The sequence below is a fragment of the Streptomyces sp. NBC_00038 genome (genome assembly GCF_026343635.1).
Taxonomy (GTDB): Bacteria; Actinomycetota; Actinomycetes; order Streptomycetales; family Streptomycetaceae; genus Streptomyces.
Map to the genome: position 1 here is coordinate 3,772,811 of NZ_JAPELQ010000001.1, position 25,731 is coordinate 3,798,541.

The 25,731-nt window shown below is 70.9% G+C and carries 20 protein-coding genes; 6 read left to right on the plus strand and 14 right to left on the minus strand.

Annotation, left to right across the window (positions count from 1 at the left end):
• Window positions 1-56: 56 nt before the first annotated feature.
• From OG219_RS17125 to OG219_RS17145, 5 genes are all read right to left on the minus strand, one after another.
• Window positions 57-677, minus strand: coding sequence for a TetR/AcrR family transcriptional regulator (locus OG219_RS17125; RefSeq protein WP_266827482.1), 621 nt, complete (start codon window positions 675-677; stop codon window positions 57-59).
• A 56-nt stretch (window positions 678-733) separates the two neighbouring features.
• Window positions 734-1,405 (minus strand): DUF998 domain-containing protein, encoded by a 672-nt coding sequence (locus OG219_RS17130; RefSeq protein ID WP_266827484.1) that lies wholly within the window; start codon window positions 1,403-1,405, stop codon window positions 734-736.
• Window positions 1,406-1,516: 111 nt separating this feature from the next.
• Complete coding sequence (locus tag OG219_RS17135) at window positions 1,517-2,674, minus strand: serine hydrolase (protein WP_266827486.1); 1,158 nt, start codon at window positions 2,672-2,674, stop codon at window positions 1,517-1,519.
• Between the two features lie 90 nt (window positions 2,675-2,764).
• Window positions 2,765-4,552 carry a TIGR03767 family metallophosphoesterase gene (locus OG219_RS17140; RefSeq protein WP_266827488.1) on the minus strand — a complete coding sequence of 596 codons (1,788 nt, stop codon included), beginning with the start codon at window positions 4,550-4,552 and terminating at the stop codon, window positions 2,765-2,767.
• A 263-nt stretch (window positions 4,553-4,815) separates the two neighbouring features.
• The gene (locus OG219_RS17145) at window positions 4,816-5,265 is read right to left on the minus strand and encodes an NUDIX hydrolase (RefSeq protein ID WP_266827490.1); all 450 of its coding nucleotides are present in this window, start codon (window positions 5,263-5,265) and stop codon (window positions 4,816-4,818) included.
• A 386-nt stretch (window positions 5,266-5,651) separates the two neighbouring features.
• Between OG219_RS17145 and OG219_RS17150 the strand changes: the two genes are divergently transcribed.
• Window positions 5,652-8,963, plus strand: a complete 3,312-nt coding sequence (locus tag OG219_RS17150; RefSeq protein WP_266827492.1) for a S8 family serine peptidase — start codon at window positions 5,652-5,654, stop codon at window positions 8,961-8,963.
• Between the two features lie 64 nt (window positions 8,964-9,027).
• On the opposite strand, the gene OG219_RS17155 is transcribed toward OG219_RS17150, so the two are convergent.
• A complete protein-coding gene (locus OG219_RS17155) occupies window positions 9,028-9,756 on the minus strand; it encodes a hypothetical protein (protein WP_266827494.1) in 729 nt (242 codons plus the stop codon).
• 1 nt (window position 9,757) lies between these two features.
• Window positions 9,758-10,291 carry a sigma-70 family RNA polymerase sigma factor gene (locus OG219_RS17160; protein ID WP_266827496.1) on the minus strand — a complete coding sequence of 178 codons (534 nt, stop codon included), beginning with the start codon at window positions 10,289-10,291 and terminating at the stop codon, window positions 9,758-9,760.
• 294 nt (window positions 10,292-10,585) lie between these two features.
• On the opposite strand from OG219_RS17160, the gene OG219_RS17165 reads away from it, so the two are divergent.
• Complete coding sequence (locus OG219_RS17165; RefSeq protein WP_266827498.1) at window positions 10,586-11,602, plus strand: aspartate-semialdehyde dehydrogenase; 1,017 nt, start codon at window positions 10,586-10,588, stop codon at window positions 11,600-11,602.
• Window positions 11,603-11,933: 331 nt separating this feature from the next.
• Here OG219_RS17165 and OG219_RS17170 read toward each other — a convergent pair whose 3' ends face one another.
• Window positions 11,934-12,404, minus strand: coding sequence for a DUF1203 domain-containing protein (locus OG219_RS17170; RefSeq protein ID WP_266827500.1), 471 nt, complete (start codon window positions 12,402-12,404; stop codon window positions 11,934-11,936).
• A 112-nt stretch (window positions 12,405-12,516) separates the two neighbouring features.
• Between OG219_RS17170 and pepN the strand changes: the two genes are divergently transcribed.
• Window positions 12,517-15,114 (plus strand): aminopeptidase N, encoded by a 2,598-nt coding sequence (gene pepN / locus OG219_RS17175; protein ID WP_266827502.1) that lies wholly within the window; start codon window positions 12,517-12,519, stop codon window positions 15,112-15,114.
• Between the two features lie 84 nt (window positions 15,115-15,198).
• On the opposite strand, the gene OG219_RS17180 is transcribed toward pepN, so the two are convergent.
• A complete protein-coding gene (locus OG219_RS17180) occupies window positions 15,199-16,458 on the minus strand; it encodes a M14 family zinc carboxypeptidase (protein ID WP_266827504.1) in 1,260 nt (419 codons plus the stop codon).
• Window positions 16,459-16,831: 373 nt separating this feature from the next.
• On the opposite strand from OG219_RS17180, the gene OG219_RS17185 reads away from it, so the two are divergent.
• Both OG219_RS17185 and OG219_RS17190 read left to right on the plus strand, forming a co-directional pair.
• Entirely contained in the window at window positions 16,832-17,968 is a 1,137-nt protein-coding gene (locus OG219_RS17185; protein ID WP_266836121.1) for a ThiF family adenylyltransferase, read from the plus strand.
• Window positions 17,965-19,203: a hypothetical protein gene (locus OG219_RS17190; protein ID WP_266827506.1), complete on the plus strand. Its 1,239-nt coding sequence runs from the start codon at window positions 17,965-17,967 to the stop codon at window positions 19,201-19,203. Before OG219_RS17185 ends, OG219_RS17190 begins: the two co-directional genes overlap by 4 nt.
• A gap of 19 nt (window positions 19,204-19,222) precedes the next feature.
• Here OG219_RS17190 and OG219_RS17195 read toward each other — a convergent pair whose 3' ends face one another.
• The 4 genes from OG219_RS17195 to OG219_RS17210 form a co-directional block, all read right to left on the minus strand.
• Window positions 19,223-19,996, minus strand: coding sequence for a class I SAM-dependent methyltransferase (locus OG219_RS17195; protein WP_266836122.1), 774 nt, complete (start codon window positions 19,994-19,996; stop codon window positions 19,223-19,225).
• Between the two features lie 552 nt (window positions 19,997-20,548).
• Window positions 20,549-21,520, minus strand: coding sequence for a LysR family transcriptional regulator (locus OG219_RS17200; protein WP_266827508.1), 972 nt, complete (start codon window positions 21,518-21,520; stop codon window positions 20,549-20,551).
• 23 nt (window positions 21,521-21,543) lie between these two features.
• A complete protein-coding gene (locus OG219_RS17205; RefSeq protein ID WP_266836123.1) occupies window positions 21,544-22,461 on the minus strand; it encodes a DMT family transporter in 918 nt (305 codons plus the stop codon).
• Between the two features lie 49 nt (window positions 22,462-22,510).
• Entirely contained in the window at window positions 22,511-23,488 is a 978-nt protein-coding gene (locus tag OG219_RS17210; protein ID WP_266827510.1) for an EamA family transporter, read from the minus strand.
• A 123-nt stretch (window positions 23,489-23,611) separates the two neighbouring features.
• On the opposite strand from OG219_RS17210, the gene OG219_RS17215 reads away from it, so the two are divergent.
• The gene (locus OG219_RS17215) at window positions 23,612-24,115 is read left to right on the plus strand and encodes a MarR family winged helix-turn-helix transcriptional regulator (RefSeq protein WP_266827512.1); all 504 of its coding nucleotides are present in this window, start codon (window positions 23,612-23,614) and stop codon (window positions 24,113-24,115) included.
• Between the two features lie 61 nt (window positions 24,116-24,176).
• On the opposite strand, the gene OG219_RS17220 is transcribed toward OG219_RS17215, so the two are convergent.
• Entirely contained in the window at window positions 24,177-25,718 is a 1,542-nt protein-coding gene (locus OG219_RS17220) for an FAD-dependent monooxygenase (protein ID WP_266827514.1), read from the minus strand.
• Window positions 25,719-25,731: the final 13 nt, after the last annotated feature.

Below are 25,731 nucleotides of genomic sequence, written 5' to 3' on the forward strand. Positions count from 1 at the left end.
GGAGGGGAGAGGAGGGGCCGCCGGAACTCCGGCGGCCCCTCCTCGGCGTCCGGCGATCACTCCGTCCGTCCCTGCCCGGCGTCGTCCGGCGGCCGCACGGAGGGTTTGGGCCAGGCCCGGCGCAGCTGGCCGTCGGTCATGGCGGAGGTGTGCGCTGCCGGGGCCTCCGCCAGGCCGAAGCCCGTCAGCAGGACCTCGGCGTAGCGGCGCCAGGCGTCGGGGGCGACGTCCTGGGTGCGGTCGGCGACTGCGCCGATCATGTAGAAGAAGGCGTACACGTCGGCGCTCGCGAAGTCCTCGCGGACCGCGCCGGCTGCCACCGCCCGTTCCGCCAGACCGTCTACCAGGCGGCCCAGGTGGTCGCGCATCTCGGCGATCGGCCGGGCGTCGATGCTCGCGTTGGCGAGGACGAACTCCAGCGCCCGGTCCCGGGCCCGCCACTGCGCCGCCTCGGTCATGTAGTGGCGCAGCGCCCGCCCCGGGTCCGGCTGCTGCTCGGCCGCTGTCGCGAGCTGGAGGAATTCCGTGAACCGTTCGGTGAACAGTGCGTCGATCAGCATCTGCAGGTCCGGGAAGCGCCGGTACACCGTGGCTACTCCGACGCCCGCCTCACGCGCGATCTCGTTGAGGGTGACGGCGGGTCCCCGCTGCGCGAACATGCGGTCTGCCGTCTGCATGATCAGCCGACGGTTTCGTTCCGCGTCCGCTCGCAGCGGGCGATGCGTTTCCGGGGTCACGCCAAGGCATTCTCCACCATCGCGGGGCTGCTCCGGCGGCTGACCAGGAGCAGCGCGCCCGTACCGACGCTCCACAGCAGCCACGAGTAGACACCGCCGCGCTCGAACACCCCTGCCGTGCTCGCCGACAGGCCCACGAGAGCCTCGCTCAGCAGGCCCAGGACGCCGACGGTGACGCTGAAGACGCGGTACGCCGGCGGCAGCCCGAGGCTCCGCAGTGATCCCGCCATGATCGCCAGCGTGTTCGCGCACAGAATGCCGATCGCCGCCCCCGCGACATGGATGGCCAGACCGGAGCTCGCGCCGTCCCCGGAGCCGTGGAACAACCCGACCAGCACCATGCCCACACCGTGCGCGACCGCGAGGGCGACGACGACGCGACGGGCGCGGCCCCTGACCAGGCCGGCCAGCAGCAGCACCCCGGCCGCGAACAGGATCCCTTCGGCCATGAACGACACGTTCATCAACTGATGTGCCGGAGAACAGATTTCGCGGCCCTGGAACTGCGTACCGCAGTCGGGTACGCCGAGGTCGCTGATGTAGTTCGTGGCGTAGCTGTAGGGCGGATCGGTCCAGGCCGCCGCGCTGATCGCTTCGGCTACGACCCATTGCACCGCGTTCACCACAAGGACCACCGCTCCCAGCGGAAGCCAGACACTGCGCGACATCGGAACTCCTCTCACTGCGTCGTGGCAGACGTCGACGGACGTCCGCCACCCTACAGTAAGTGGATAGATCTATCCGATTAAGGCTCCCGGGCCCAGATGGGGTCTCCGGCGCTACTTACCGCAGAACTCCGCTTCGACCACCGCCCCGCTGTCCCCCGACCAGTCCCCGTTGAAGTTGAAGGACAGGGAATGACGGCCGTCGGCGGTGGTCACGGCCTCCGATGTGGAGCCGTGGATTCCGCCGCCGTGGCCCCAGACATGGACCCCGCAGCTGAGTTCCACCTCCATGAGACCGAGGCCGTACCCCGCGTTCGGGATCCCGTCGACCTTGATGGTGGTCTTCATCTCCTTGAGCTGCTCCGGCGGGAGGAGCCTGCCGCGGAGCAGGGCCGTGTAGAAGCGGTTCAGGTCGGAGGAGTCGGAGATCATCTCGCCCGCGGCGGAGGCGAGGGAGGGGTTGAGTTCCGTGACGTCGTACGTGGGGCCGGTGGCCGTCTCGGCGAGCTTGCCGTAGGCGCGGCTGCTCGGCTGGGGCACCTTGGGGTAGGTGCCGGGGACGAGCGTGGCGTGCAGGCCCAGGGGCTTGATGATGCGGCGGGTGATCTCCGACGCGAACGAGTTGCCGGTGACCTGCTTGATCACCATGCCGGCGAGCACGTAGTTCGTGTTGGAGTAGTTCCACGAGGCGCCCGGGGTGAAGTCCGGCTTGTGGGTCATGGCGATCGCGACCAGCTGGGCCGGGGTCGCGGTGTCGTAGCGGTGCTTGAAGAAGCCGTCCTTCAGGAAGTACGTACGGCCGAAGTCCTCGTCCGCCGTGTAGTTGTAGACGCCGCTGGTGTGGTTGAGGAGCTGGCGGATCGTGATCTGACCGCCGTCGTGGCCGTTGCCCAGGACCACGCCCGGGAGCCACTTCTCCACCTTGTCGTCCAGGGAGAGGCGTCCCTCCGCCTCCAGTTGGAGAAGGACGGTGGAGACGAAGGTCTTGGTGATGCTGCCCACGCGGTAGCGGTCGGCCGTGGAGCGCGGCTCGTTCGTCTTCAGGTTGCCCACGCCCGAGGTGGCGGACCAGGTGCCGTTCTTGTCCTTCGCCGTCGCGGTCACCCCTGGTACGCCGTCCTTCACGGCGGCGTCCATGGCCGCACGGGTGGCTCTGTGGTCGCCCTTGGCGGGAGCGGCCGCCACCGCGGGTCCGGCCAGCGTCGCCGCCAGCGCCAGCGCGGTCGCCGCCACCAGTCCCGTACGCAAGGGCGTGGGATGCATGCTGTTCATGGGTTCCCCGTTCATCGACGAACTCGGTCGGGAAGGGGGACCCGGTGGGTGGGCGCGGAGGTTGCCCGGGCTGGTCCGGTTGAGCGAGATCTAGCCCTTCTTGAGGACCAGCTCCGTGTTGCGGTCGCGCGACGCCCCCGCCAGGGCCGTGCTGGCGCCCGGCGCGTTGAAGGAGAGCTCGCGGTAGAGGGCGGCCAGGCCGGTCTGGGTGAGGTCGGTGAAGTCCGTGGCGTGCGGGGCAGCGGCCTCGACGAGGGTGGTGAAGAGGGAGATCGTGCCGTCCTTGTTGTCCACCAGCTCGATGATGCGGGCGAGTTGGGGGAAGTCGACGTGCGAGGCGGTGGAGATCTCCCAGAAGGAGCGGCCGCCGGGCGCGGAGTGCGGGGTGATGCAGTTGCGGTGGATGTGGCCGTTCACCCAGGCCAGGACGTTGGCGTGGCTGCCGAGGAGTGCGATGACGTCGTCGCCGTCGTGGCGCTTCTCGTCGGGGCGGGCCGGGTCGCGGCGGGTGTTGCCCATCGAGTCGCTGGTGTGGTGGCTGAAGACGACGGCGTACGAGTCCTTGTTGTCGCGCAGCGTCTTGTCGAGCCACTTCAGCTGGGCCGTCCCGAGGGAGCCCTGGTAGTGGCCGCCCGGGTCGGTGGTGTCGAGGCTGATGCCGATGACGTCGTCGGAGATGCGGAAGGAGTAGTACTGGGTGCCGGCGGCGACGTTCGCCGACGAGTAGCCGTGTCCGACGGGGCCCTTGCCCGCGTACGCCGGGTCGAGGTGCGTACTGAGGTACTCGGCCGGGGTGAAGGGGGCGCGCATCTCGTCCGGGGTGATCGAGCGCAGGTCGCGCGCGTGGGCCTGTATGAACTCGAGGTACCGAGCGCCCTTGGGGTCCTTGTCGTTCCTGATGGTGTCCTGCAGGGCCTTGGACTGCGAGGCCGACGCGTTCATCAGCTTCTTGCCGCCGACGGCGAAGTCCCTGAGGAAGGGGTCGCTGTGGGAGGCGAAGGTGCCGAGCGGCATGGCGTCGTGGTTGCCGACCGTGGAGTACCAGGGGAGGTTGAGGCCGGGGCTCCGCAGTTCGGCGGTCGCGGCCGCCAGGAAGCCTTCGATGTGCGGGAAGCCGACCTGCTTGTCCGAGTCGCGGGTGGCGGAGTCGGGCTGCCAGTACTGCTTGAGGCCGCTGTTCTGGACGCCTTCGTAGGCGCGCGGGTCGCCGGTGTTGGGGGTGATGCGGCCGCCGCTCATCACCTTCATGAACCATTCCAGCTCGGACTTGGCGTTGTTGTCCGTGTTGTCGCCGGTGGTCATGGCGAAGTGCAGCGGGGAACCGGTGACGGGGGCTCCCGGCAGCGAGTTGACCCGCTCGACGAGCGAGACCGCGCCCTGCACGGACAGGATCTCGTGCGGGCGCCAGGCGTGGATGTCCGCCGAGCGCAGGAACTCCAGGCGCAGCGGGTGCTGGGTGTCCATCAGGTGCAGGTCGGTGAGCTGCACGAACGCGGCGAGCGCGGTACGGCGGGCCGCCCGGCCCGACTTGGCCGAGGCCAGGTCGCTGCGTACGACCCGCTTCCAGCCGGGGCCGCCGCCGAGCCGCCGGTACCCGGTGGAACCGGAGCGGGGGGTGGCGACGCTGCTCAGGGTGGTGCCGCGCGAGTACGGATTCAGCCGGTCGACGGGGGCCGGGCGGGACACCGTCACCGGCCCCTCGCCCGCTCCGGCGGCCGCGTTCGAGGCGGTGTTCGCGCCCGTCGCGGCCTGCGCGTCGGAGCCGGGCCGCAGGGCGATGCCGATCCCCGCGGAGACGGTCACCGCCCCGGTGGCGGCCAGCAGGGTACGGCGGTTGAGGTCGGATGCAGCGGCGGCGACAGAGCGTATGCGCGACATGGCGCGATCTCCCCGATTGCGAACGCGTCGACAGTGGTCACGAGGAGTGCGTGTCGCGAACTCCCCGCTCATACTGGATCGTTGGCACCGGGGGTGACCTGGGCGTTAACAAGGCCACAACGGGCAACGCCGATCACCGTACGTGGATCTTGGACACCCCTGCGCGGCATGGAGCCCTTCCCGAACGGCCGGGAGGCGGTCACTCCGTGTTCATCTTCGGGGGTACTGAATTCGTTTGCGGGGCTACGGCGTTCGCGGCCGAGCTATTTCGCGATGCGCCCCGCGGCCGGACGCTGCCGCCACAGCGCGAGGCCGATATCGACCAGGCTGACCCGGTTGAGACCGGTTACGGCATCCAGCGGATGCCAGGCCGCGAAATCGGTGGAGCCGTTCACCTCGGGACGCAGCTCGCCGCCGACGATCCGCCCTTCGTAGACGAGCCGCAGAGCGTGGTGGTCGGCGGTGACCCCGAGGCGGCGCGGGACCTCACGCCTGAACGAGTCCACGCCGAGCAGCCCGGTGGCCTCGAAGACGTATCCCGTCTCCTCCTCGACCTCCCGGACCACGGTGTCGTACGGATCCTCGCCGTGGTCCATGCCACCGCCGGGCAGCATCCACTCGGGAGTGCCGTCGTCCTCCCGGCCGCAGGCGAGCAGCAGCTCCCCGTCCCTGACGCATATGGCGTAGGCCGCCACCCTCAACTCCTCGCGCACTCCGTGACGTTAGCGCGCCCGGCCGGGAAGGCGTCACGCGCTCCGGCGCGCTCGGCGGGAAAGGCGTCACGACGCTACGGCGCGTGCGGGCCCGGAAGCGGCACGACGCTACGCGCGTCCACCCGAGCCCTGTGATCCGGCGGAGGTCGGAATCGAACGTGGAAACGCGGGACACGTCCAGCATTAACCGGACATCGCCCCCATGACGCATGGCGGAATTACGCCACGACTCCATCCCGCCACGGTCAACCCTCCCCAAACAACTGCCCCTTAGGTAAAGCTGAGCGGTCATCCGGGTTCACATACCGGACCGACGCGATCGCGTCCCGACAGACCATCGGGGCAGGTCGTTCCACGCTCGTTCCTTATACCTACAAGGGATGCTGATGACCCCCGACCCTCAGCGCGCTCCGATATCGGGCGCGAGACGCGTGGCCCGCATAGCCGTGGCCGCGGGCATGGTGGCCGCGCTCTCCGCGGCCGGGCCGATACCCATGGCCTTCTCCGCAGGAACCGACACACCGGCGGCGGACCCCGTCGTCAAGTCCGCGACCGAGAAGCTCGGTTCGGACGACGCGGACCTCCTCGCCGACGCCAAGGCGGCCGGCGACAAGAACGTCACGATGATGATCGCCACCGCTCCCGGCCAGACCGAGCAGGTCGCCGACCAGCTGGACGCGGTGAAGGGCGGCTCGGTGGGCGAGACCTACGACAAGCTCGGATACGTCCGCGCCACCGTCCCCACGGGCAAGGCCGACTCGGCCATCGCCGCCGCCACCAAGCTGACCTCCGTGCACGGGATCGACCTGCGCCAGGAGATCGCGCTCGACGACCCGACGCCGGCGGCCGACACGGCCAAGAGCGCCGCCAACGTCTCGACGGCGGCCACTTACCCGGCCCCCTCCAAGAGCACGCCCGCCGAGAACCCGTACAACCCGTCCTTCGAGACGGGCGCCGTCGACTTCGTGCAGGACAACCCGAAGGCGGACGGCCGGGGTGTCACCATCGGCATCCTCGACTCCGGTGTCGACCTCGCGCACCCGGCGCTGCAGAAGACCACCACCGGCGAGCGCAAGATCGTCGACTGGGTCACCTCGACCGACCCGATCCTGGACAGCGACGCGACCTGGCGCGCGATGGTCACCGCGGTGACCGGGCCCACGTTCACCGACAGCGGCAGGACCTGGACGGCGCCCGCGGGCTCGTACCAGTTCAGCACCTTCCGGGAGTCCGCGACCACCGGCGGCGACGCCGCGGGCGACGCGAACCGGGACGGCGACACCACGGACACGTGGGGCCTCCTGTACGACGCGGCGGCCGGCACGGTCCGCGTCGACCTCAACAACAACAGCGACTTCAGCGACGACACCCCGCTCAAGCCGTACAAGGACGGCTACCAGATCGGCTACTTCGGCACGGACAACCCGTCCACCGACGTCGTCGAGCGCCAGCCGTTCGTCGTGGAGATCCGCAAGGATGTCCCGATGGACCCGTACGGCGGGACCTGGGTCGGCAAGAAGGCCGACTTCGTCAACATCGGCGTCATCGAGTCCGAGCACGGCACTCACGTGGCGGGCATCACCGCCGCGAACGGCCTGTTCGGCGGCAAGATGAACGGCGCGGCCCCCGGCGCGAAGATCGTCTCCTCGCGCGCCTGCACCTGGACCGGCGGCTGCACCAACGTCGCGCTCACCGAGGGCATGATCGACCTCGTCGCCAACCGCGGCGTCGACATCGTCAACATGTCGATCGGCGGTCTGCCCGCGCTGAACGACGGCAACAACGCGCGCGCCGAGCTCTACACGCGCCTCATCGACACCTACGGCGTCCAGCTGGTGATCTCCGCGGGCAACTCCGGCCCCGGCGCGAACACCATCGGCGACCCCGGCCTGGCCGACAAGGTCATCTCGGTCGGCGCGTCCATCTCCAAGCAGACCTGGGCCGCCAACTACGGCTCGCAGGTGCAGAAGTCGTACGCGATGCTGCCCTTCTCCTCACGCGGCCCGCGTGAGGACGGCGGCTTCACGCCGACGCTGACCGCCCCCGGCGCCTCGATCAACACCACGCAGACCTGGCTGCCCGGCGGCCCGGTCGCCGAGGCGGGCTACTCGCTGCCTGCCGGTTACTCGATGCTGCAGGGTACGTCGATGGCGTCGCCGCAGGCGGCGGGCGCTTCGGCGCTGCTGCTGAGCGCCGCCAAGCGCAAGGGCATCGACCTCACCCCGGCCACCCTGCGCACCGCTCTCACCTCGACCGCCGATCACATCAAGGGTGTTCAGGCGTACGAGGAGGGCGCGGGCCTCATCAACATCGTGGACGCGTGGGACTCCATCAAGGACGGCGCGACCGCCCACGACTACACGGTGAAGGCGCCGGTCGACACAGCGATCGACTACGCGCTCAAGACCCCGGGCTTCGGCACGGGTCTGTACGACCGTGAGGGCGGCCTCAAGGCCGGCCAGAAGAAGACGTACGAGATCACGGTCACCCGTACGTCCGGCGCCGACAAGGCGCTCACCCACGAGCTGTACTTCGAGAACAACGCCGCCGACACCTTCAAGATCGTCGGCGACGACGTGGTGAAGCTGCCGCTGAACCAGCCGGTGACCGTCAAGGTCCAGGCCGCGCCGAAGTCGGCCGGTCTGAAGAGCGCGATCCTTGAGGTCGACGACCCGAAGACCGAGGGCATCGACAAGCAGATCCTGTCGACGGTCGTGGTCTCCGCGCCGGTCAAGTACACGTACTCGGCGTCGGGTTCGGTGCAGCGCAACAGCACCACGTCCTACTTCGTCACGGTCCCCGAGGGCGCCAAGTCCCTCGAGGTCGCGATCGGCGGACTGAAGGCCACGAGCCAGACCCGGTTCATCGCCATCCACCCGTACGGCGTTCCGGTCGACAACACCGGCACCCCGTACTGCTACAACAACTATCTCAACGGCAACGGCTGCAAGCCCGACGTGCGTTCGTACGCGGACCCGCAGGCCGGCGTCTGGGAGATCGAGGTCGAGTCGCGCCGTACGTCGCCGCTGCTCGACAACCCGTACAAGCTCGACGTCTCGGTGCTCGGCGTGGCCTTCGACCCGGCCGTCGTCACCGTCCCCGAGGCCAAGGTCGGCACCCCGGCCCCCGCCTCCTGGACCGTGACGAACAACTACGCCGCGCTCGACGGCACCCTGAAGGGCGGCCCGCTCGGCTCCTCGCTGACCGCGCGGCCGACCATCGCCGACGCCGCGACGCAGACGACGACGGTCGAGGTGCCCGCGGGCGCCGAGTCCCTCGACGTCGCCATCGGCAACGTGTCGGACCAGGCGGCCGACCTCGACCTGGCGGTCTACTTCAACGACGAGGCGGACCCGATCGCCACGTCCGCGGACGGCGACTCCGAGGAGGCGGTCTCCATCGCCTCGCCCGCCGCCGGAACGTACACCATCGTGATCGACGGCTACTCGGTCCCGTCGGGCTCCACCGCGTACGACTACCAGGACGTGTTCTTCTCGTCCGCGCTCGGCACGGTCACTGTCGACGAGTCCACTCCGGTGAAGCTCGCCACCGGCGCCTCGGCCCCGGTGTCCGCCTCGGTCACCGCGGCTGCGGCCGCACCCGAGGGACGCGAGTTCTTCGGACAGGTCCAGCTGGTGAACGCGCGCGGCACGGTCGCGGGCCTCGGCAGCGTGAAGATCGAGAAGGTCACGCCGTAGCTTCTACGGCTTCGGGGCGGGCGTCCGGTCACGGGCGCCCGCCCTTTCTCGTGCGCCCGGTCGGTCAGCAGGTGATCTCGCGGGAGTCGGGCAGGGCGTCGAGGATCCAGGCCCGTTCCTGGGCGATCTGCTTCTCGTCCGTGGTCCAGATGTCGGGCGTCCCCGAGTTGAGCGGGATGCCGACCAGGACGTGGTCGCCCTTGTGGAGCCGTGGGTCGACGTCCTCGGCCATCACGAAGGTGATCTGGTCCTTGCCCCGGTCCGGCTTGTAGTAGCGGCTCACGTCGAGGGTGATGCGGTCCAGGGCGCCGCCGGGGACCGGATCGACCTGTGCGACCGTGCCCTCGACGACGAGGCGGGAGCAGGCGAGGTAGCCCGGGGCACTCAGCGAGGAATCCCCCTTGGCGTCCTCGTCGGCACCAGCGGCCTTGTCCGCGCTCGACGCCCCCGCGTCGTCGCTCACGCCCTGCCCGGCCTGCACCACGAGCCAGCCCATGCCGGCCATCACACCGGCGGCACACGCCACGGCCAGGGCGCCGAAGGCGATCTTCAGGGGACGCCGTTTCCTGGGAGCCCGTGCACGGACCGGCTTGACCGGCTTGACCGCCGTCGCCCTCTTCGCACCGTCGGCGAGTGCGTCGCCGATGAGCGTCAACTGCTCGCGCAGCAGCGCCACATCGGCGAGAGCCGACCCGTGCTCCGCCATGAACTCGGCGTCGTCCTGGGCTCCTTCGGGCAGCGTTTCGTCCGTGATCGCGGCCAGGAGCGCGTCGACACCTTGATACTCGGCCACGTCACACCACCTCGTCCTCGTGCAGGCGGGCGCGCAGAGCCCGTACCGCCGTGTGCAGCCTGCTCTTGACCGTGCCCTCCGGGATGCCGAGCTCCTCGGCTATGCCGCGGACGGGCAGGTCGGCGTAGAAACGCAGGACGAGGACCTGGCGCTGGGAGTCGGGCAGTTCGTCCAGACCCTGGGCGACGGCGAGCGAGAGCACGCTGGAGTCCTCGTCCGAGGGGTGCTCCAACTGCCGCAGCGAGGCCAGCCGCTCACCGATCCGCTCCTGACGGCGCTTGGCCCGGTGCCAGTCCATCGCCAGGTTCGAGGCCACGACCGCCGCCCACGCGGACACGTCGCGGGGCGCCTCGTCCCCCTTCGCCGCACGCTCCAGCAACCGCAGGCGGACCTGCTGCACCCCGTCCGGCAGGTCCGCCTGCGGTACCCCGCCGAGCGCGAGCACCGCCCGTACCCGGCGCTCCTGTGCCGCGTCCAGGGGGTCGTCCACCTCCTGGACGCCCCCGTGGCCGCGGCGGGCTTTTCTGCGCAGCACAGCACCCCTCCCCTCCCGCGTTTCCCCTACGACGCCGGGTCGGGCCGAAACGTTCGCCTGATCCGGCGTTCTCTTTTTTTGGCGCAGCCCCGGAGTCGTACGTCACACCGGTCCGGACACCGGAACGAGGTTCAGGCAGCAAGGCTTGCGGTCCGTCGCTGCGCCGGGCGGATTTCTTCCCCGCCCCGCGTCCCATTCCTCGGGCGGCGCGGCGAAAGGATTGGACACGCGGGCACTGGTCAGACGCATCATGGAAGCGCCGGACCACGTAATACGCAAGCAAAGGGAGTCGCCGTGAGGGTCGGAATCGTCGGAGCCACCGGTCAGGTCGGCACGGTCATGCGCAGGATCCTGGTCGAGCGGGACTTCCCCGTCGCCGAGCTGCGTCTGTTCGCCTCGGCCCGTTCGGCCGGGTCGGTCCTCGACGGTGTGACGGTCGAGGACGCCTCCACCGCGGACTACTCGGGCCTGGACATCGTGCTGTTCTCTGCGGGCGGCGCGACCTCGAAGGCGCTGGCCGAGAAGGTCGCCTCGCAGGGCGCCGTCGTGATCGACAACTCCTCGGCCTGGCGCAAGGACCCGGAGGTACCCCTCGTGGTCTCCGAGGTGAACCCGCACGCGATCGCGGACCGGCCCAAGGGCATCATCGCGAATCCGAACTGTACGACCATGGCCGCGATGCCGGTGCTGAAGCCGCTGCACGAGGAGGCGGGCCTCGAAGCCCTCGTCGTCGCCACCTACCAGGCGGTCTCCGGGTCCGGTGTCGCGGGCGTCGCCGAGCTGCACGGGCAGGCCCTCAAGGTCGTCGCGGACGCCGACAAGCTGACCCACGACGGCTCGGCGGTCGACTTCCCCGAGCCGCACGTCTACAAGCGGCCCATCGCCTTCAACGTGCTTCCCCTCGCGGGTTCGATCGTCGAGGACGGGCTGAACGAGACCGACGAGGAGCAGAAGCTCCGCAACGAGTCCCGCAAGATCCTTGAGATCCCTGCCCTCAAGGTCTCCGGCACCTGCGTCCGCGTCCCGGTCTTCTCCGGGCACTCCCTCCAGGTGAACGCCCGCTTCGCGCGGCCGCTGAGCGTGGAGCGCGCCACGGAGCTCCTGGCCGGCGCTCCGGGTGTCGTCCTCTCCGACATCCCGACCCCGCTCGAGGCCGCCGGTAAGGACTCGTCGTATGTGGGCCGTATCCGCAATGACGAGACCGTCGACCACGGCATCGCCCTCTTCGTCTCCAACGACAACCTCCGCAAGGGCGCGGCGCTGAACGCGGTCCAGATCGCGGAGCTGGTGGCAGCGGAGCTGAAGGGCTGACCGCCCGGGGGGTGGGGGTGGGTTTTTCGCCCCCTCCGCCCCTACCCGTCCCTTGCTTCTGGGGGCTCCGCCCCCAGACCCCCGCATCGGCCTGAACGGCCTCGTCCTCAAACGCCGGACGGGCTGAAAATCTTCAGCCCCTCCGGCGTTCAAGGGCGAGGTGCCGCCGTCCCGATCCCCCACCCACCCGTGGGGGCTCCTCTTTTCATGCCGGGCCGGAGATCTCCCAGCCCGTCCGGCGTTTGAGGACGAGCCCTTCGGGCGATCGGGGGCCTGGGGGCGGAGCCCCCAGGAACGGGACGGGAAGGGGCGGAGGGGGCGAAAAGACCTACTACCCCCTGCGCACCTCGTACAGAAAGCAGCCATACTCCACGGCCCGGACGTGGACCAGGGCCACCGCCGGGTCGTCGAAGGCGTTCCGGAAGGCCGCGTCGTCGAGGGCGTCGACCAGCCGGCCGCCCAGGATGCGCCCCTCGGCGGAGTAGCGGCGGAGCGTGCGGTGGGCGTTGGCGAAGGGGTAGCCGTCCGGGTCCGGACCGGGGCACTCGCGCGCGTGGATGAAGACCGGCCCCTGCTCGTCGTAGGCCCCGGGATCGGCGCCCGTCTCCGCGGCCCACCGCCGCAGCGGCGCGTACGACACCAGTGCGATCACCTCCCCCGGCAAGCTGCGCCGCAGACAGCACCGCAGCGGCGCCCCACCCTCCTCGTCGGTCACGGGAACCATCCCGCGCCCCGCATCGTCGGCGGAGCGCAGCTCCTTGAGGATCACGGGCGTGATGGGCCGTGCGGTGTACGTAGTCATGGCTCCAGCGTCACGCGCCCCCGCCCCGTTCTCCGGCGGGAAACGGACATCGCGTTCCGCGCGGCTCCCGTGGAAGGATGGCGCAACCCACCCATAACGAGGAGATGACCGCGTGCCTGGCACAAACCTGACCCGCGAAGAGGCGCAGCAGCGGGCGCAGCTGCTCACCGTTGACTCGTACGAGATCGATCTCGACCTCTCCGGCGCGCAGGAGGGCGGCACCTACAGGTCCGTGACCACGGTGCGCTTCGATGTCGACCTGACCGGCGCACAGGCCGGCGACGAGAACGGCGCGGAGTCCTTCATCGACCTGGTGGCCCCGGCCGTCCACGAGGTCACCCTCAACGGCGACCCGCTGGACGTCGCGGCGGTCTTCAAGGACTCGCGGATCGCGCTGCCGGGTCTGCTGGAGGGCCGCAACGTGCTCCGCGTGGTCGCGGACGCCGCGTACACCAACACCGGTGAGGGGCTGCACCGTTTCGTCGACCCCGTCGACCAACAGGCCTACCTCTACACCCAGTTCGAGGTCCCGGACGCCCGCCGCGTGTTCGCCTCGTTCGAGCAGCCCGATTTGAAGGCCACCTTCCAGTTCACTGTGAAGGCGCCCTCGGGCTGGACCGTCATCTCCAACTCGCCGACGCCCGAGCCCAAGGACGACATCTGGGTCTTCGAGCCGACGCCGCGGATCTCGACGTACATCACGGCCCTGATCGTGGGCCCGTACCACAGCGTGCACAGCGTGTACGAGAAGGACGGGCAGTCGGTCCCGCTCGGTATCTACTGCCGTCCCTCGCTGGCCGAGTTCCTCGACTCGGACGCGATCTTCGAGGTGACGCGGCAGGGCTTCGACTGGTTCCAGGAGAAGTTCGCCTACGCGTACCCGTTCAAGAAGTACGACCAGCTCTTCGTGCCGGAGTTCAACGCGGGCGCGATGGAGAACGCGGGCGCGGTGACGATCCGGGACCAGTACGTGTTCCGGTCCAAGGTGACGGACGCCGCGTACGAGGTGCGTGCGGAGACGATCCTGCACGAGCTGGCGCACATGTGGTTCGGCGACCTCGTGACCATGGAGTGGTGGAACGACCTGTGGCTGAACGAGTCGTTCGCCACCTACACGTCCATCGCCTGCCAGGCGTACTCCCCCGACTCGCGCTGGCCGCACTCCTGGACCACGTTCGCCAACTCCATGAAGACATGGGCGTACCGGCAGGACCAGCTCCCGTCGACGCACCCGATCATGGCGGAGATCCGCGACCTGGACGACGTGCTCGTCAACTTCGACGGGATCACCTACGCCAAGGGCGCGAGCGTGCTGAAGCAGCTCGTCGCGTACGTCGGCATGGACGAGTTCTTCAGCGGTGTGCAGGCGTACTTCAAGGCGCACGCGTACGGCAACACGCGGCTCAGCGATCTGCTGGGCAAGCTGGAGGAGACCAGCGGGCGTGATCTGAAGACCTGGTCGCAGAAGTGGCTGCAGACCGCGGGCATCAACATCCTGCGCCCGGAGGTGGAGACGGACGCGAACGGTGTCATCACGTCGTTCGCGATCCGCCAGGAAGCCCCCGCCCTGCCCGCCGGCGCCAAGGGCGAGCCGACGCTGCGCCCGCACCGCATCGCCATCGGCCTCTACAGCCTCGACGAGGACAGCGGCAAGCTGCTGCGCGACGAGCGCGTCGAGCTGGACGTCGACGGCGACCTGACGGCCGTACCGGAGCTGATCGGCAAGCGCCGCCCGGACGTCTTCCTGCTCAACGACGACGACCTGTCGTACGCCAAGGTCCGCCTCGACGAGGACTCGCTCGCGTTCGTCACCGAGCACCTGGGTGACTTCGAGTCCTCCCTCCCCCGTGCCCTGTGCTGGGCCTCGGCCTGGGACATGACGCGCGACGCGGAACTCGCGACCCGCGACTACCTGTCCCTCGTCCTGTCGGGCATCGGCAAGGAGTCGGACATCGGTGTCGTGCAGTCGCTGCAGCGCCAGGTGAAGCTGGCGATCGAGCTGTACGCCGACCCGAACGCCCGCGAGGCCCTGCTGACCCGCTGGACGGACGCGACGCTGGCCCACCTGCGGGCGGCCGAGCCCGGCAGCGACCACCAGCTCGCGTGGGCGCGCGCCTTCGCGGCGACGGCCCGTACGCCGGAGCAGCTGGACCTCCTGGAGGGGCTCCTCGAAGACCGCGAGACCATCGAGGGTCTCGCCGTCGACACCGAGCTGCGCTGGGCGTTCGTGGGCTGCCTCGCGGCGGTCGGGCGCTACGACGAGGCGGAGATCACCGCCGAGTACGAGCGGGACAAGACGGCGGCGGGTGAGCGGCACGCGGCCACGGCCCGTGCCGCCCGTCCCACCGAGGAGGCGAAGGCGGAGGCCTGGGCCCAGGTCGTCGAGTCCGACAAGCTCCCGAACGCCGTGCAGGAAGCGGTGATCGGCGGCTTCGTGCAGACCGGCCAGCGCGAGCTGCTCGCCCCTTACACGGACAAGTTCTTCGCCGTGGTGAAGGACATCTGGGACTCCCGCTCGCACGAGATCGCCCAGCAGATCGCGGTCGGCCTGTACCCGTCGATCCAGGTCTCCGAGGAGACCCTCGCCAAGACGGACGCCTGGCTGGCCTCCGCCGAGCCCAACGCGGCCCTGCGGCGGCTGATCTCGGAGTCCCGCTCGGGCGTCGAGCGGGCGCTGAGGGCACAGGCGGCGGACGCTGCCGCGTCGTAATCGGCCGTAGCGGCCGTAGCGGCTGTACGTGAAGGGGGGCGCCCGGCGTTGTGCCGGGCGCCCCCCTTCCGCCTTCCGCGGCGGTCACCCGCCCGTCGCGCACACCAGCCGGGCCGTGTCGATCATCGTCCGCACATGCAGTCCGGTCTGCGCGGACACCGGAACCCACCGGAGGTCGTAGGACTTCTCGAGCTGCCGGCACCACTCGCGCACCAGGTTCGCGAGAGCGTCGGAGGTCTCTGGGGCGGTGCGGGCGAGGGCCCGGCGCATCATGGCCGCCGCGCGCAGCGGGATGCGGCGTGCGGAGATGCCGATGGCCGCGAAGTGGCCCTGGTGCGTGCTGTGTTCCTCCGAGGCCCAGGTGTCGACGAGCGAGGGTGCCACGTCGACGAGTTCGCGCGCGGCGTCGTGCAGGGGCACCAGGTCCTCGGGTACGTCGGCGACCACCGCCCGCTCACCGAGCACGGCCTCCAGCTCCCGGGTCTGCCCCAGCAGCACCTCGCTCACCCGCGCGATCTCGCGGTCCGGGGAAGTGGCGGGCCGCGCGTCGCTCACCGCGGGCGCGCACCAGGCGGGCGTCTCGATGAGGGCGGTCAGGGTGCCGTGCCGACGGGGGTAGAGCCAGGTGCTCTCGGCGACGAAGCCGCTCGGGTCGCGTTCACGCTCACTGCGGTCACCCGGCAGCAACAGGACGCCGGGCGGGTCCAGTTGCCAGTCGGGGCCGTCCACCGGATGCCGGTCCAGGGGGATGCGCAGTCGCGCCGCCGCCTCCCGGAAGGCGGGTGCGACGCCGGGGACCTCTCTCGTCAGCATCACGAAGGCGCCGCCGACTTCGATGCCGTGCAGCGTGAACTGGGCCACGGGCCGCAGCTCGTCGAGCAGCCGTACCAGTGTCCTCGACTCGGGGAGCGGCTCCCGGCCCTCGCCCGGGGCGGGCAACGACTCGGGCTGGCTGGCGAACGCGGGGCGGTAGAAGTGCCGGTGACACTCCGTCAGGGACGGTTCCGGCTCCTCCGGCGTCCAGCCGTGCGCGAGGTGCGCACCGTCCGGGTCCAGGCAGAGCAGGAAGTGCCAGGTGCAGCCGAGGTGTTCGAGGGCCTCCGGTCGGCGCGCGAACACCCGGGCGAGGCGGAGTGCGGAGGCCCCGCCCACGGGTTCGTTGGCGTGCGCACCGGCGACGGTGAGGATCTGCCGGTCGCCCCGCCCTGCGGACAGCAGCCACAGCGGACGCCCGGCGCGGCTCTCTCCGACGGAGCGCAGCCGCAGCACCCCGGGGGCCGAGGCGACCAGCGTGCGGGCCTGCTGTTCCAGCTCGTCGGCGGCCGGATAGAGCGGTGTCCGCACGCTGGTCCTCCGATCAGGCGCCCTGGGAGTTACTGTCCCCAGTGGTCTCTTTCCTGTCCAGCGGGCGAATCACGATCTTGGTGGGCATGGTGACTCCTCTCGTCTGTTCAACCGACTGTGCACACACAGGCGTTGCTCAGCCGCCGTTGCCGCCGCTGCTGTCACCCGTGGTCTCCTTCTTGTCCAACGGGCGGATCACGATCTTCGTAGGCACGCCAACTCCTTTCCCACGTAAGGGTGTTGAGCGTCGGGATGCGTTCCCTGATGGCGTCTTGTCAAGACTCGACTCGGGGGACGAGAGTGTCAAGGCATGCTCCTGCAAAGGGAAGGGGTCACCGTGACGACGGCGGTCGAGGTGCTCAGCAGGCCCCGGATCAAGCCCGAGCACCGGGCGTACCGGACCGTCGACGGCAACGTCCGTATCGGCAGCGTCATCCACGGCATCGGCGCCGAGATCGCGGACCCGCAGGGCTGGGTCTGGACACTGGTCGAGGCGATGGACGGAACGCGCGGGCCCTCGGAGGTGGTCGGCGAGGTGGTGCGGGCGCACCCCGGCCTCACCGGCGACGACGCCCGTCAGGCGATGGCGGATCTGCTCGCCGCCGGGTTCGTGGACGACGCGGGGGCAGCCGTGCCGGTTTCCGAGCGGGAACAGGTCCGCTACAGCCGAGGCGTGCCCCTGCTGCGCTGGATGGACCTCGGCCCCCGGACCAGCCCATGGGACGCCCAACTCCGGCTGCGCGAGGCCCGCGTGCTGCTGATCGGCGTCGGCGGCACGGGAGGCTACGCCGCGCAGAGCCTCGTCGCCTCCGGCGTCGGCCACCTCCACTGCGTGGACCCCGACGTGGTGGAACTGTCCAACCTCAACCGCCAGCCCCTCTTCCGGGAGCCGGACATCGGCCACCCGAAGGTGGAGGCCGCGGTGGCCACACTGCGGGCGCTGAACTCGGATGTGACGGTCACCGGGGAGCGGCGGGAGGTGCGGGGGCAGGAGGACTTGGCGGAGCTGGTACGGCCCGTGGACCTGGTGGAACCCGTGGACCCTTTGGACGGAGCCGCGCCCACCGCCCCGTACGACCTCCTCGTCCTCGCCGCCGACCACCCCGACGACATCCGCCGCTGGGCGAACCGGGTCTGTCTGGCGGCCGGTCTCCCCTGGGTCGACGCGGGGTACCGCGGCCCCCTGGTGACCGCGGGCGCCTACGTGCCCGGCCGGGGCGCCTGCTGGGAGTGTCTGCGGGCCGGCGAGGCAGCCCGGCGCGATCTGCGCCTCGGGCCGGGCCAGGACCCGGAGGTCGCGTCCCCCCGGATGCCCTGGAACCCGGCGACCGCGGTCACCGCCGGTCTCTCCGGCGGCCTCCTCGCCCACGCGGCCCTCGCCCTGCTGACCGGCGTCCCGGCACTGGAACCCGGCGTCCGCTTCGGAATGAACCTGATGCTCCCGGGCGATCCGGTGCTCCAGAGAACCCCCCGGCACACGGACTGCCCGGCCTGCGGGGAGCGCGAGTGACCGCCGGGGCCGGCGCGGAACCCTCCGCACCGACCGATACGGGACATCGCCCGCCGTCCCCGGGCGCCGCCACCCGCGTACGCCTCCACGATCTCAACTCCCGTCCCGACGGCGCCGAATGGATCGTGGGCCGGATGGCGACGGGCGAGTTCGTCGCGCTGCCCGAGGTCGGGAAGCAGGCGCTCGATCTGCTCGGGCAGGGGCTGAGCGCCGCCGAGGTCGGGGAACGGTTGCGGGAGGAGACCGGCGAGGACATCGACGTACCGGATTTCGTGGCGGCCCTGCTGGCCCTCGGGTTCGTCGCCGAGCTGGACGGACGTGAAGTGCCGCAGCCCGCGCCGCCGAAGCCGACGTTCGCCTGGATACGGCCCCCGCAGGTGCGCTGGGTGCTGAGTCCCGTCGTCCCGGCACTGATCGCCCTGCTGATCGCGACGGCCCTGCTCACCTGCCCGCCCGTGCCCCTCGACTACCGCACCCTCCTCTGGAGCGCGCACGGCAGCGCGGTGATCGCGCTCGGCGCGGGCGCGGGCTGGACGCTGTTGCTACTGCACGAGTGCGCCCATCTCCTCGCGGCTCGGGCGACCGGTGTGGCCGGCCGGATGCGGCTCGGCACGCGGCTCCAGTTCCTGGTCATGCAGACGGACATCAGCGGGATCGAACTCGCCCCGCGGCGGCACCGGTTGACCGCGTATCTCGCCGGGATCGCGACCAATCTGACGGTCTCCGCGCTGGCCGCCCTCGGCGCGGGCGCCACGGACGGCACCCCGCGACGCGCCCTCGCTGCCCTCGCCCTCCTCGCGCTGCTCCCGCTCCCCTTCCAGTTCATGGTCTTCATGCGCACGGACCTGTACTTCGTCCTGCAGGACGTGACGCGCTGCCGCGATCTGTACGGGGACGGGGTGGCGTACGCGAAGTACGCGGCCCGGCGCGTCCTGCGCCGCAAGGAATCCGCGACGGGATCCGCGGGCGACCCCAGCCGCGAACTCCCCGCCAACGAACGGCGGGCGGTGCGTGCGTACAGCGTGGTGCTCGTCGTGGGCACCGCACTGTGTCTCGCGTTCCTCGCCACCGTCACCCTGCCCGCGGACATCACGCTCTTCACCCGCGCGGCGGCCCGCCTGGGCCCCGGCCACTCCACCGCCGAGCGCCTGGACGCCACGGCTGTCGTCGTCGCGCTCGGCGGGATCCACCTGCTCTGGGCCCGCACTTGGTGGCGCAACCGGCGCCGTGAATGACCGGGTGCGACCCCGGTACTCATCGTTTGCGCGCGGTGAGCACCGGCTGGAAGAACCCGCTGGCTTCCGGCGCCGCCCACTCGGGCCCGGTGAAGCCCGCCTCGGTGACGAGGCCGTTCAGCCGGTCCCGGGTGAGTGCCCAGTAGGTGGTGCGCCGGACCTTGACGTGCCAGTCGTCGCCGTCCGGAAGGAGCTGGAAGAGCTCCAGGTCGTAGCGTTCGCCGTCCTCGTGCCAGTCCCAGAGCTGGAAGGTGACGGCTCGGCCGTCCGGCGTCCGCGCGAGCTGCGGAGGGGTCGAGACGGGCCGGGACCTCAGGATGTCGTCGTACGGGCGGGTGCTGAGGATCAGCAGTCCACCGTCACGGAGGACTCGGCGCATCTCGGCGAGCGCCACGCGTACGTCCTCCTCGGTGAGCAGGTGGGGCAGGGCGTTGTCGGCACAGACGACGACGTCGAACACGGCGTCGGCGAAAGGCAGGTGCCTCATGTCGGCCGCCGCCGCGGGCAGTTGGAGCCCTCGGAGAGCCGCCTCGCGCACCGCACGGCCGACCGCGACCTGGCTGAGGTCGGAACCCGTGACCCGGTGACCGCGCCGGGCGAGCGCGATCGCCTGGGTCCCGATCCCGCAGGAGCAGTCCAGCACCGACACGGGCCCCGCACCGAGCCGCGCACGAACCATCGCGTCCAGGGCCTCGCCCTGCCGGGCCATACTCGCGTCCCAGTCGGCGAAGATGAGGTGATAGTCGGCCGCGAACTGATCGTAGAACCGTGCCACCGAAGCGTCGTCGTCCATACTGCCCACCCAAGCAGCATGCCCGACCGACCGCTCCGAGTCAGCGGGCCAGGGCCTGTCGGACGATTCCCGTCGTTACTCGGGGGCGGCTTCGCGGCGTGGTCGCGCCCCGGAGGCCGGCGTCGCGGCGTCAAGCGGCGGGTGCCCATGCATGGCCTCGCGGCGCCAGGTGGCGAGAGCCCAGTGCACGGCCTCGCAGCGTCAAGTGGCACGAGCCCGTGCACAGCGTCGCGGCGTGGTCGCCACGGAGGCCGGCGTCGCGGCGTCAAGTGGCGGATGCCCATGCATGGCCTCGCAGCGCCAGGTGGCAAGAGCCCGTACATCACCTCGCAGCGCCAAGTGGCACGAGCCCGCGCACGGCATCGCGGCGTGGTCGCCCCGGAGACCGGCGTCGCGACGTCAAGCGGCGGATGCCCACGCATGGCCTCGCAGCGCCAGGTGGCAAGAGCCCGTACATCACCTCGCAGCGCCAAGCGGCGAGAGCCCGTGAATGGCCTCGCGGCCTCACGTCGCACGAGTGCGTGCATGGCGCCGCGAGGCAGACGGGAAGCGTCAGGCAGTCGCCGGTCGCGCGGCCGCGTCCCGCAGGGCTTCGAGTACGTGGCGCACGGCGGGCGCGTCCTCGCTGCCCCGGCGCACCGCGGCGACCACGTGCCGGTGCGGACGGTCGGCGGCCAGTTCGCGCATGACGACGCCGTCCCGGCGTACGGAAGCCATCCGAGGCACCAGGGCGACGCCCATCCCCGCCTCGACCATGGCCAGGATGGCCGTCCACCCGGCCGCGGAGTGCCCCTGGTGGGGGCTGAACCCGGCGGCCTCGCACGCCGCCCGGGTGATCTCCGACCACGGCCCGCTGCCGCCGAAGATCCACGGTTCGGCGGCGAAGTCGGCGAGCCGCACGGCCGGCGCCGACGCGAGCGGATGAGCTCGCGGCAGGGCCAGATCGAGCGGGTCGGCGAGCAACGGCACCCGCGTGAACCGCGGATCCGCCGCGGACGGCGCCTGCGCGGCCAGCGACAGCGCGAGGTCCACCGAGCCCGCGCCGAGCAGTTCGTACGCCTGAGCCGCCTCGGCCTCCCGCACCTGCACGGTGATCCCCGGATGCGCCTCGCCCAGCGCCCGTACGGCGGGTACGACCAGCGCGGGCACGGCGGTCGAGAAGGCGCCCACCCGCACCTCCCCGGCCTCGCCCTGCACAAAAGCGGCCAACTCCGCGTCCGCCCGCTCCAGTTGCTCGAAGACCGCCTCCGCGTGCCGCAGCACGAGCTCCGCCGCGCCGGTGAGCCGCACCCGCCGCCCAGTCGCCTCCAGCAACGGCACCCCGAGCTGCTTCGCGAGATTCGTCAGCTGCTGCGACACGGCCGAGGGCGTGAGCACCAGCGCCTCCGCGGTCGCGGTGACGGTCCCGCACTCCCGCAGAGTCCGCAGGATCCGCAGCTTCTTGATGTCCCACCGGTCGTACCTGTCACGTCTGTCGTAGCTCTCGTAGCTGTCATCGCGGTCGGAGCTGTCATACTCGGCCATGGCCGCAACCTATCCACAGCCGGTCAGCGGGTCCCGCGCGCGGCGCCGAGGACGACTCCGCCGAGGATCAGGGCCATGCAGAGCAGCTGCGTCATCGTCGTCCGCTCGCCCAGGACGGCGTACGACAGGGCCGCGACGCACACCGGCTGGAGGTAGTAGACCGCTCCGGCACGGGCCGCGCCGATCAGGGAGATCGCCTTGTTCCAGGCGAAGAAGGCGACGGCGGAGGAGGCGACCCCCACGTAGAGGAGGGGGCCGACGGTCGCAGGGGTGGGGGTGAAGGTTCCCTCCGCGCTCACGCTCATCGCGTACGCCGGGACCAGCATCGCCGTGCCCAGGGCGAAGCTCGCGAACAGGAAGGTGAGACCGGTGAGTTCGGCGGGCCTGCGGCGCAGCAGCGCGCTGTACGACGCGAAGCAGGTCGCCGCCGCGATCATCCAGAGGTCGCCCGTCGTGAAGTCCGTGATCGACAGCGAGCCCTTGCCGACCAGGAGCACGACGCCCACGCAGGCGATCAGCATCCCTGCGACACGGCGCGCTCCCAGACGTACACCGCCGACCCGTTCGTACACCGCCATCAGGACTGGCGACGCGGCCATGATCATGCCCATGTTGCCCGCGGAGGTGGAGACGCCCGCCTGGTTGACCAGGGTGTTGTAGACGGTGACGCCGAGGAGGGCGGCCAGGAGGACGAAGCGAAGGTGGCGCCGTAGGAGCGCCCGCTGCCGCCAGGCCTCACGCGCCGCGAACGGGGCGACCGCCACCAGCGCGATCACCCAGCGCCAGAACGCCTGTTGCACGGGCGGCACGCTGTCGTGCAGGGCACGGGCGGCGACGAAGCTGCCGGACCAGACGACCGTGGCGACGACGGCGAGGACGAGACCGGCGGTCCCTTTTCCCACCGCGCCGCCGCTCGGACTGTGCGTACGCGTCCGGTCCAGGACTGCCACATGTATCCCTTGCCTCTCGGTGGTCGGTGGAGCGTCCCGACTACCGTCGCAAGGCAGGAACTGTCACGTCCATCGAATCTTTTCGAGCATTCCCTTCAGTAGAACTGAACGATTCGACGTCCGTACGGGGCGTGCGCGGCGTACGTGGCATGCGCGGCCTCAGCTGACCGAACACCGTCGCCCCGAACGCCACCGCCATGCCCGCCAGTTGCACCGGAGTCAGCGCCTGCCCGAGCGCCGCCCAGCCGATCACGGCCGCGGTCAGCGGCGAGAGCGGGCCGAGGAAGGTCACCTGTGTGGCGGTGAGCCTGCCGATGCCGCGGAACCAGAGCCAGTACGCGACCGCCGTGTTCGCCAGCGCGAGGTACAGGTAGCCGCCGACCGCCCGGCCGTCCAGCGCGGGCGGCGCGCCCTCGACGAAGAGGGCGACCGGCGCGATCAGCAGCCCGCCGGCCGTCAACTGCCAGGCGGTGAGCGCCAGTGGGCCGACCCCGTCCGGCCGCCCCCACCGCTTGGTGAGCACGGTGCCGGTGGACATCGACGCGGTCGAGGCGAGCGCCGCGAGCACGCCCACCAGGTCGAGCGCGCCCGCCGACTGCAGCACGACGAGGCTGACACCGAGGGCGGCGGCGATACCGGTGAGGAGGGTACGGAGGGTCGGGCGGTCGCCGAGCAGCACCGCCGAGAGGCCCGCGACGAACAGCGGCCCGATCGAGCCGACGACCGCCGCCATACCGCCCGGCAGCCGGTACGCGGAGAGGAACAGCAGCGGGAAGAACGCGCCGATGTTCAGCGCGCCCAGCACCGCCGCCTTCCCCCACCAGACGCCGCGCGGCAGCACCCGGGCCAGCGCGAGGAGCAGCAGTCCGGCGGGCAGCGCCCGCATCAGCCCCGTGAACAGCGGCCGGTCGGCCGGCAGGAACTCGGTGGTGACGGCGTAGGTACTGCCCCAGGAGATGGGGGCGAGTGCGGTGAGGGCTATGAGGAGGGTGGGGACGGCGGGACGGGTTGCGGTCATGAAAGTAGCTTATCTCTAAGCTACTTTCCAGCAAGTCACTTTCCATCAATCCACTTTCAGCTAAGCAACTTTCCACCAAGCTACTTTCTTGCGACCGACCGGCCCCCGACGGATACTCACCCCATGAACACGCCCAAGGACCCCGTCGACGCGATCATCGAACAGTGGGCCTCGGTGCGGCCGGACCTGGACACCGCCGCGATGGAGGTCTTCGGGCGGATCTACCGGCTCTCCCGCACGATGGGCGACCGCATGGAGAAGGCGTACGCGCGCTTCGGCATCGCACGCGGCGAGTTCGACGTACTGGCGACCCTGCGCCGCTCGGACGCCCCGTACACGCTCTCGCCCCGGCAGCTCTCGGCCACGCTCATGCTCACCACCGGCGGGATGACCGGCCGCCTGGACAAACTGGAGCGCGCGGGACTGCTGCGCCGCTCACCCGATCCGCACGACCGGCGTGGTCTCCAGGTGACGCTCACGGACGAGGGCCTGCGGCTGATCGACGAGGCCGTCGGGGCGGGGCTCGCTGTCCAGACGGAGGCACTGTCGGCCCTGAACGAGGAACAGGCCGTCCAACTGGCCGACCTGTTGCGCGAGTTGCTCACCGGAACCGAAGCCGGTACCTGAACCGGTACCTGAACCGGTACCTGAACCGGTACCTGAGCCGACACCGACAGCGCCCGACGGTTCAGCCGCCAAGTGCGGCCGCGAGCGCCGCCTCGACCGCCTCCGCGTCCGGCGATTCCGCGGCCCAGGCCACGTATCCGTCGGGCCGCACCAGTAGGGTCGTACGCCGGTCACTCGCCCAACTCTCCACAGCGAGGCGTCCCTTGCGGCCCTCGCGCTCTCCGGCTCCAGCCCCGTTCACGACCTCGCCCCCGGCCCCGTACGACCGCGCGTCCGCCCCCGGCACCACCAGGACGAACCGGCCGCCGCGCAGCGCCTCGTAGAGACGGCCGCTCCCCAGGGCGACGTCCGGTACGCGCGTACCGACGAGGGCGTGGGCGCCGCGCGGCGCCCCGTACGCGTACCCGATGCCCGTGAGCTGGCCGACCGCCTTGCGGCGGGCGGGGCCGACGTGGTTGAGGACCGTGGTGAGGGCGGCGCGGAGCGCCAGTGTCCAGGGGCGCTTGGCCATGGCGAGCCGCACCATGCCGCCACTGCTGCGCAGCACCGCCTTGCCGACGGGGTGGCGCTCGGCCTGGTAGGTGTCCAACAGGCCGCTGTCCGCATGGCCGTTGAGGACCGACGCCAGTTTCCAGCCGAGGTTCGCCGCATCCTGGAGGCCGGTGTTCATGCCCTGGCCGCCGGCCGGGGTGTGCACGTGCGCGGCGTCCCCTGCGAGGAAGACCCGGCCCACCCGGTACGCGGGCGCCTGGCGCTCGTCGCTGTGGAAACGGGACATCCAGCGGGCGTCGCGCATGCCGTAGTCGCGGCCGAGGGCGAGCCGGGCGATCTCCTTGACCTCGTCGAGTTCGAGCGGCTCGGTGTCGGCGACGTCGCGGCCGCGGTGCCAGCCGATCACCCGGTAGTAGCCGTCGCCGAAGGGTGCGATGAAGGCGAAGACGTCACCGGCGGTGTTGACGGTCAGGAGGTTCTCCGGCTGCTCGTCGAGCAGCACGTCCGCGAGGACCACGGACCGGATGACCGACTTGCCGGGGAACGGCAGCCCGATCGCCTCACGGACGGCACTGCGCATCCCGTCCGTGCCCACGACGTACGCGGCCCGCAGCACTTCCGACTCCCCGTCCGCGCCCCGCACTTCGAGGTTCACCCCGTCCGCGTCCTGGCTCAGCCCGGTCACCTCGGTCTCGTACACGAACCGCACCCCGGCCTCCTCCGCCCACCGCCGCAGCACCTTCTCCACCTCGTACTGCGGGATGACGAGGAGGTGGTTGAACCGGGAGGGAAGGGTCTCGAACGAGATGCTGAGCCCTCCGAAGAGCCGGATACGGTCCAGCGGCCGCCCCTTGGACTCCAGGTCGTCGGCGAGGCCGCGGGCGTCGAGCTGCTCCAGGGTGCGGGCGTGCAGGGCGAAGGCGCGGGAGAGGTTGCTGATCTTCTGCGGGCGCTTCTCGACGAGGGTGACGGGGACGTGGGCGGTGGCGAGGTCGCCGGCCAGCAGGAGGCCGGTGGGACCGGAGCCGACGACGATGACCCCGCGAGGCCCGGCGGGCTCGGCGGCAGCGGTGGGCTCCGTGGAAGCGGTGGTGCGGGTCTTGCCGTTCATGGCGACCTCCTGA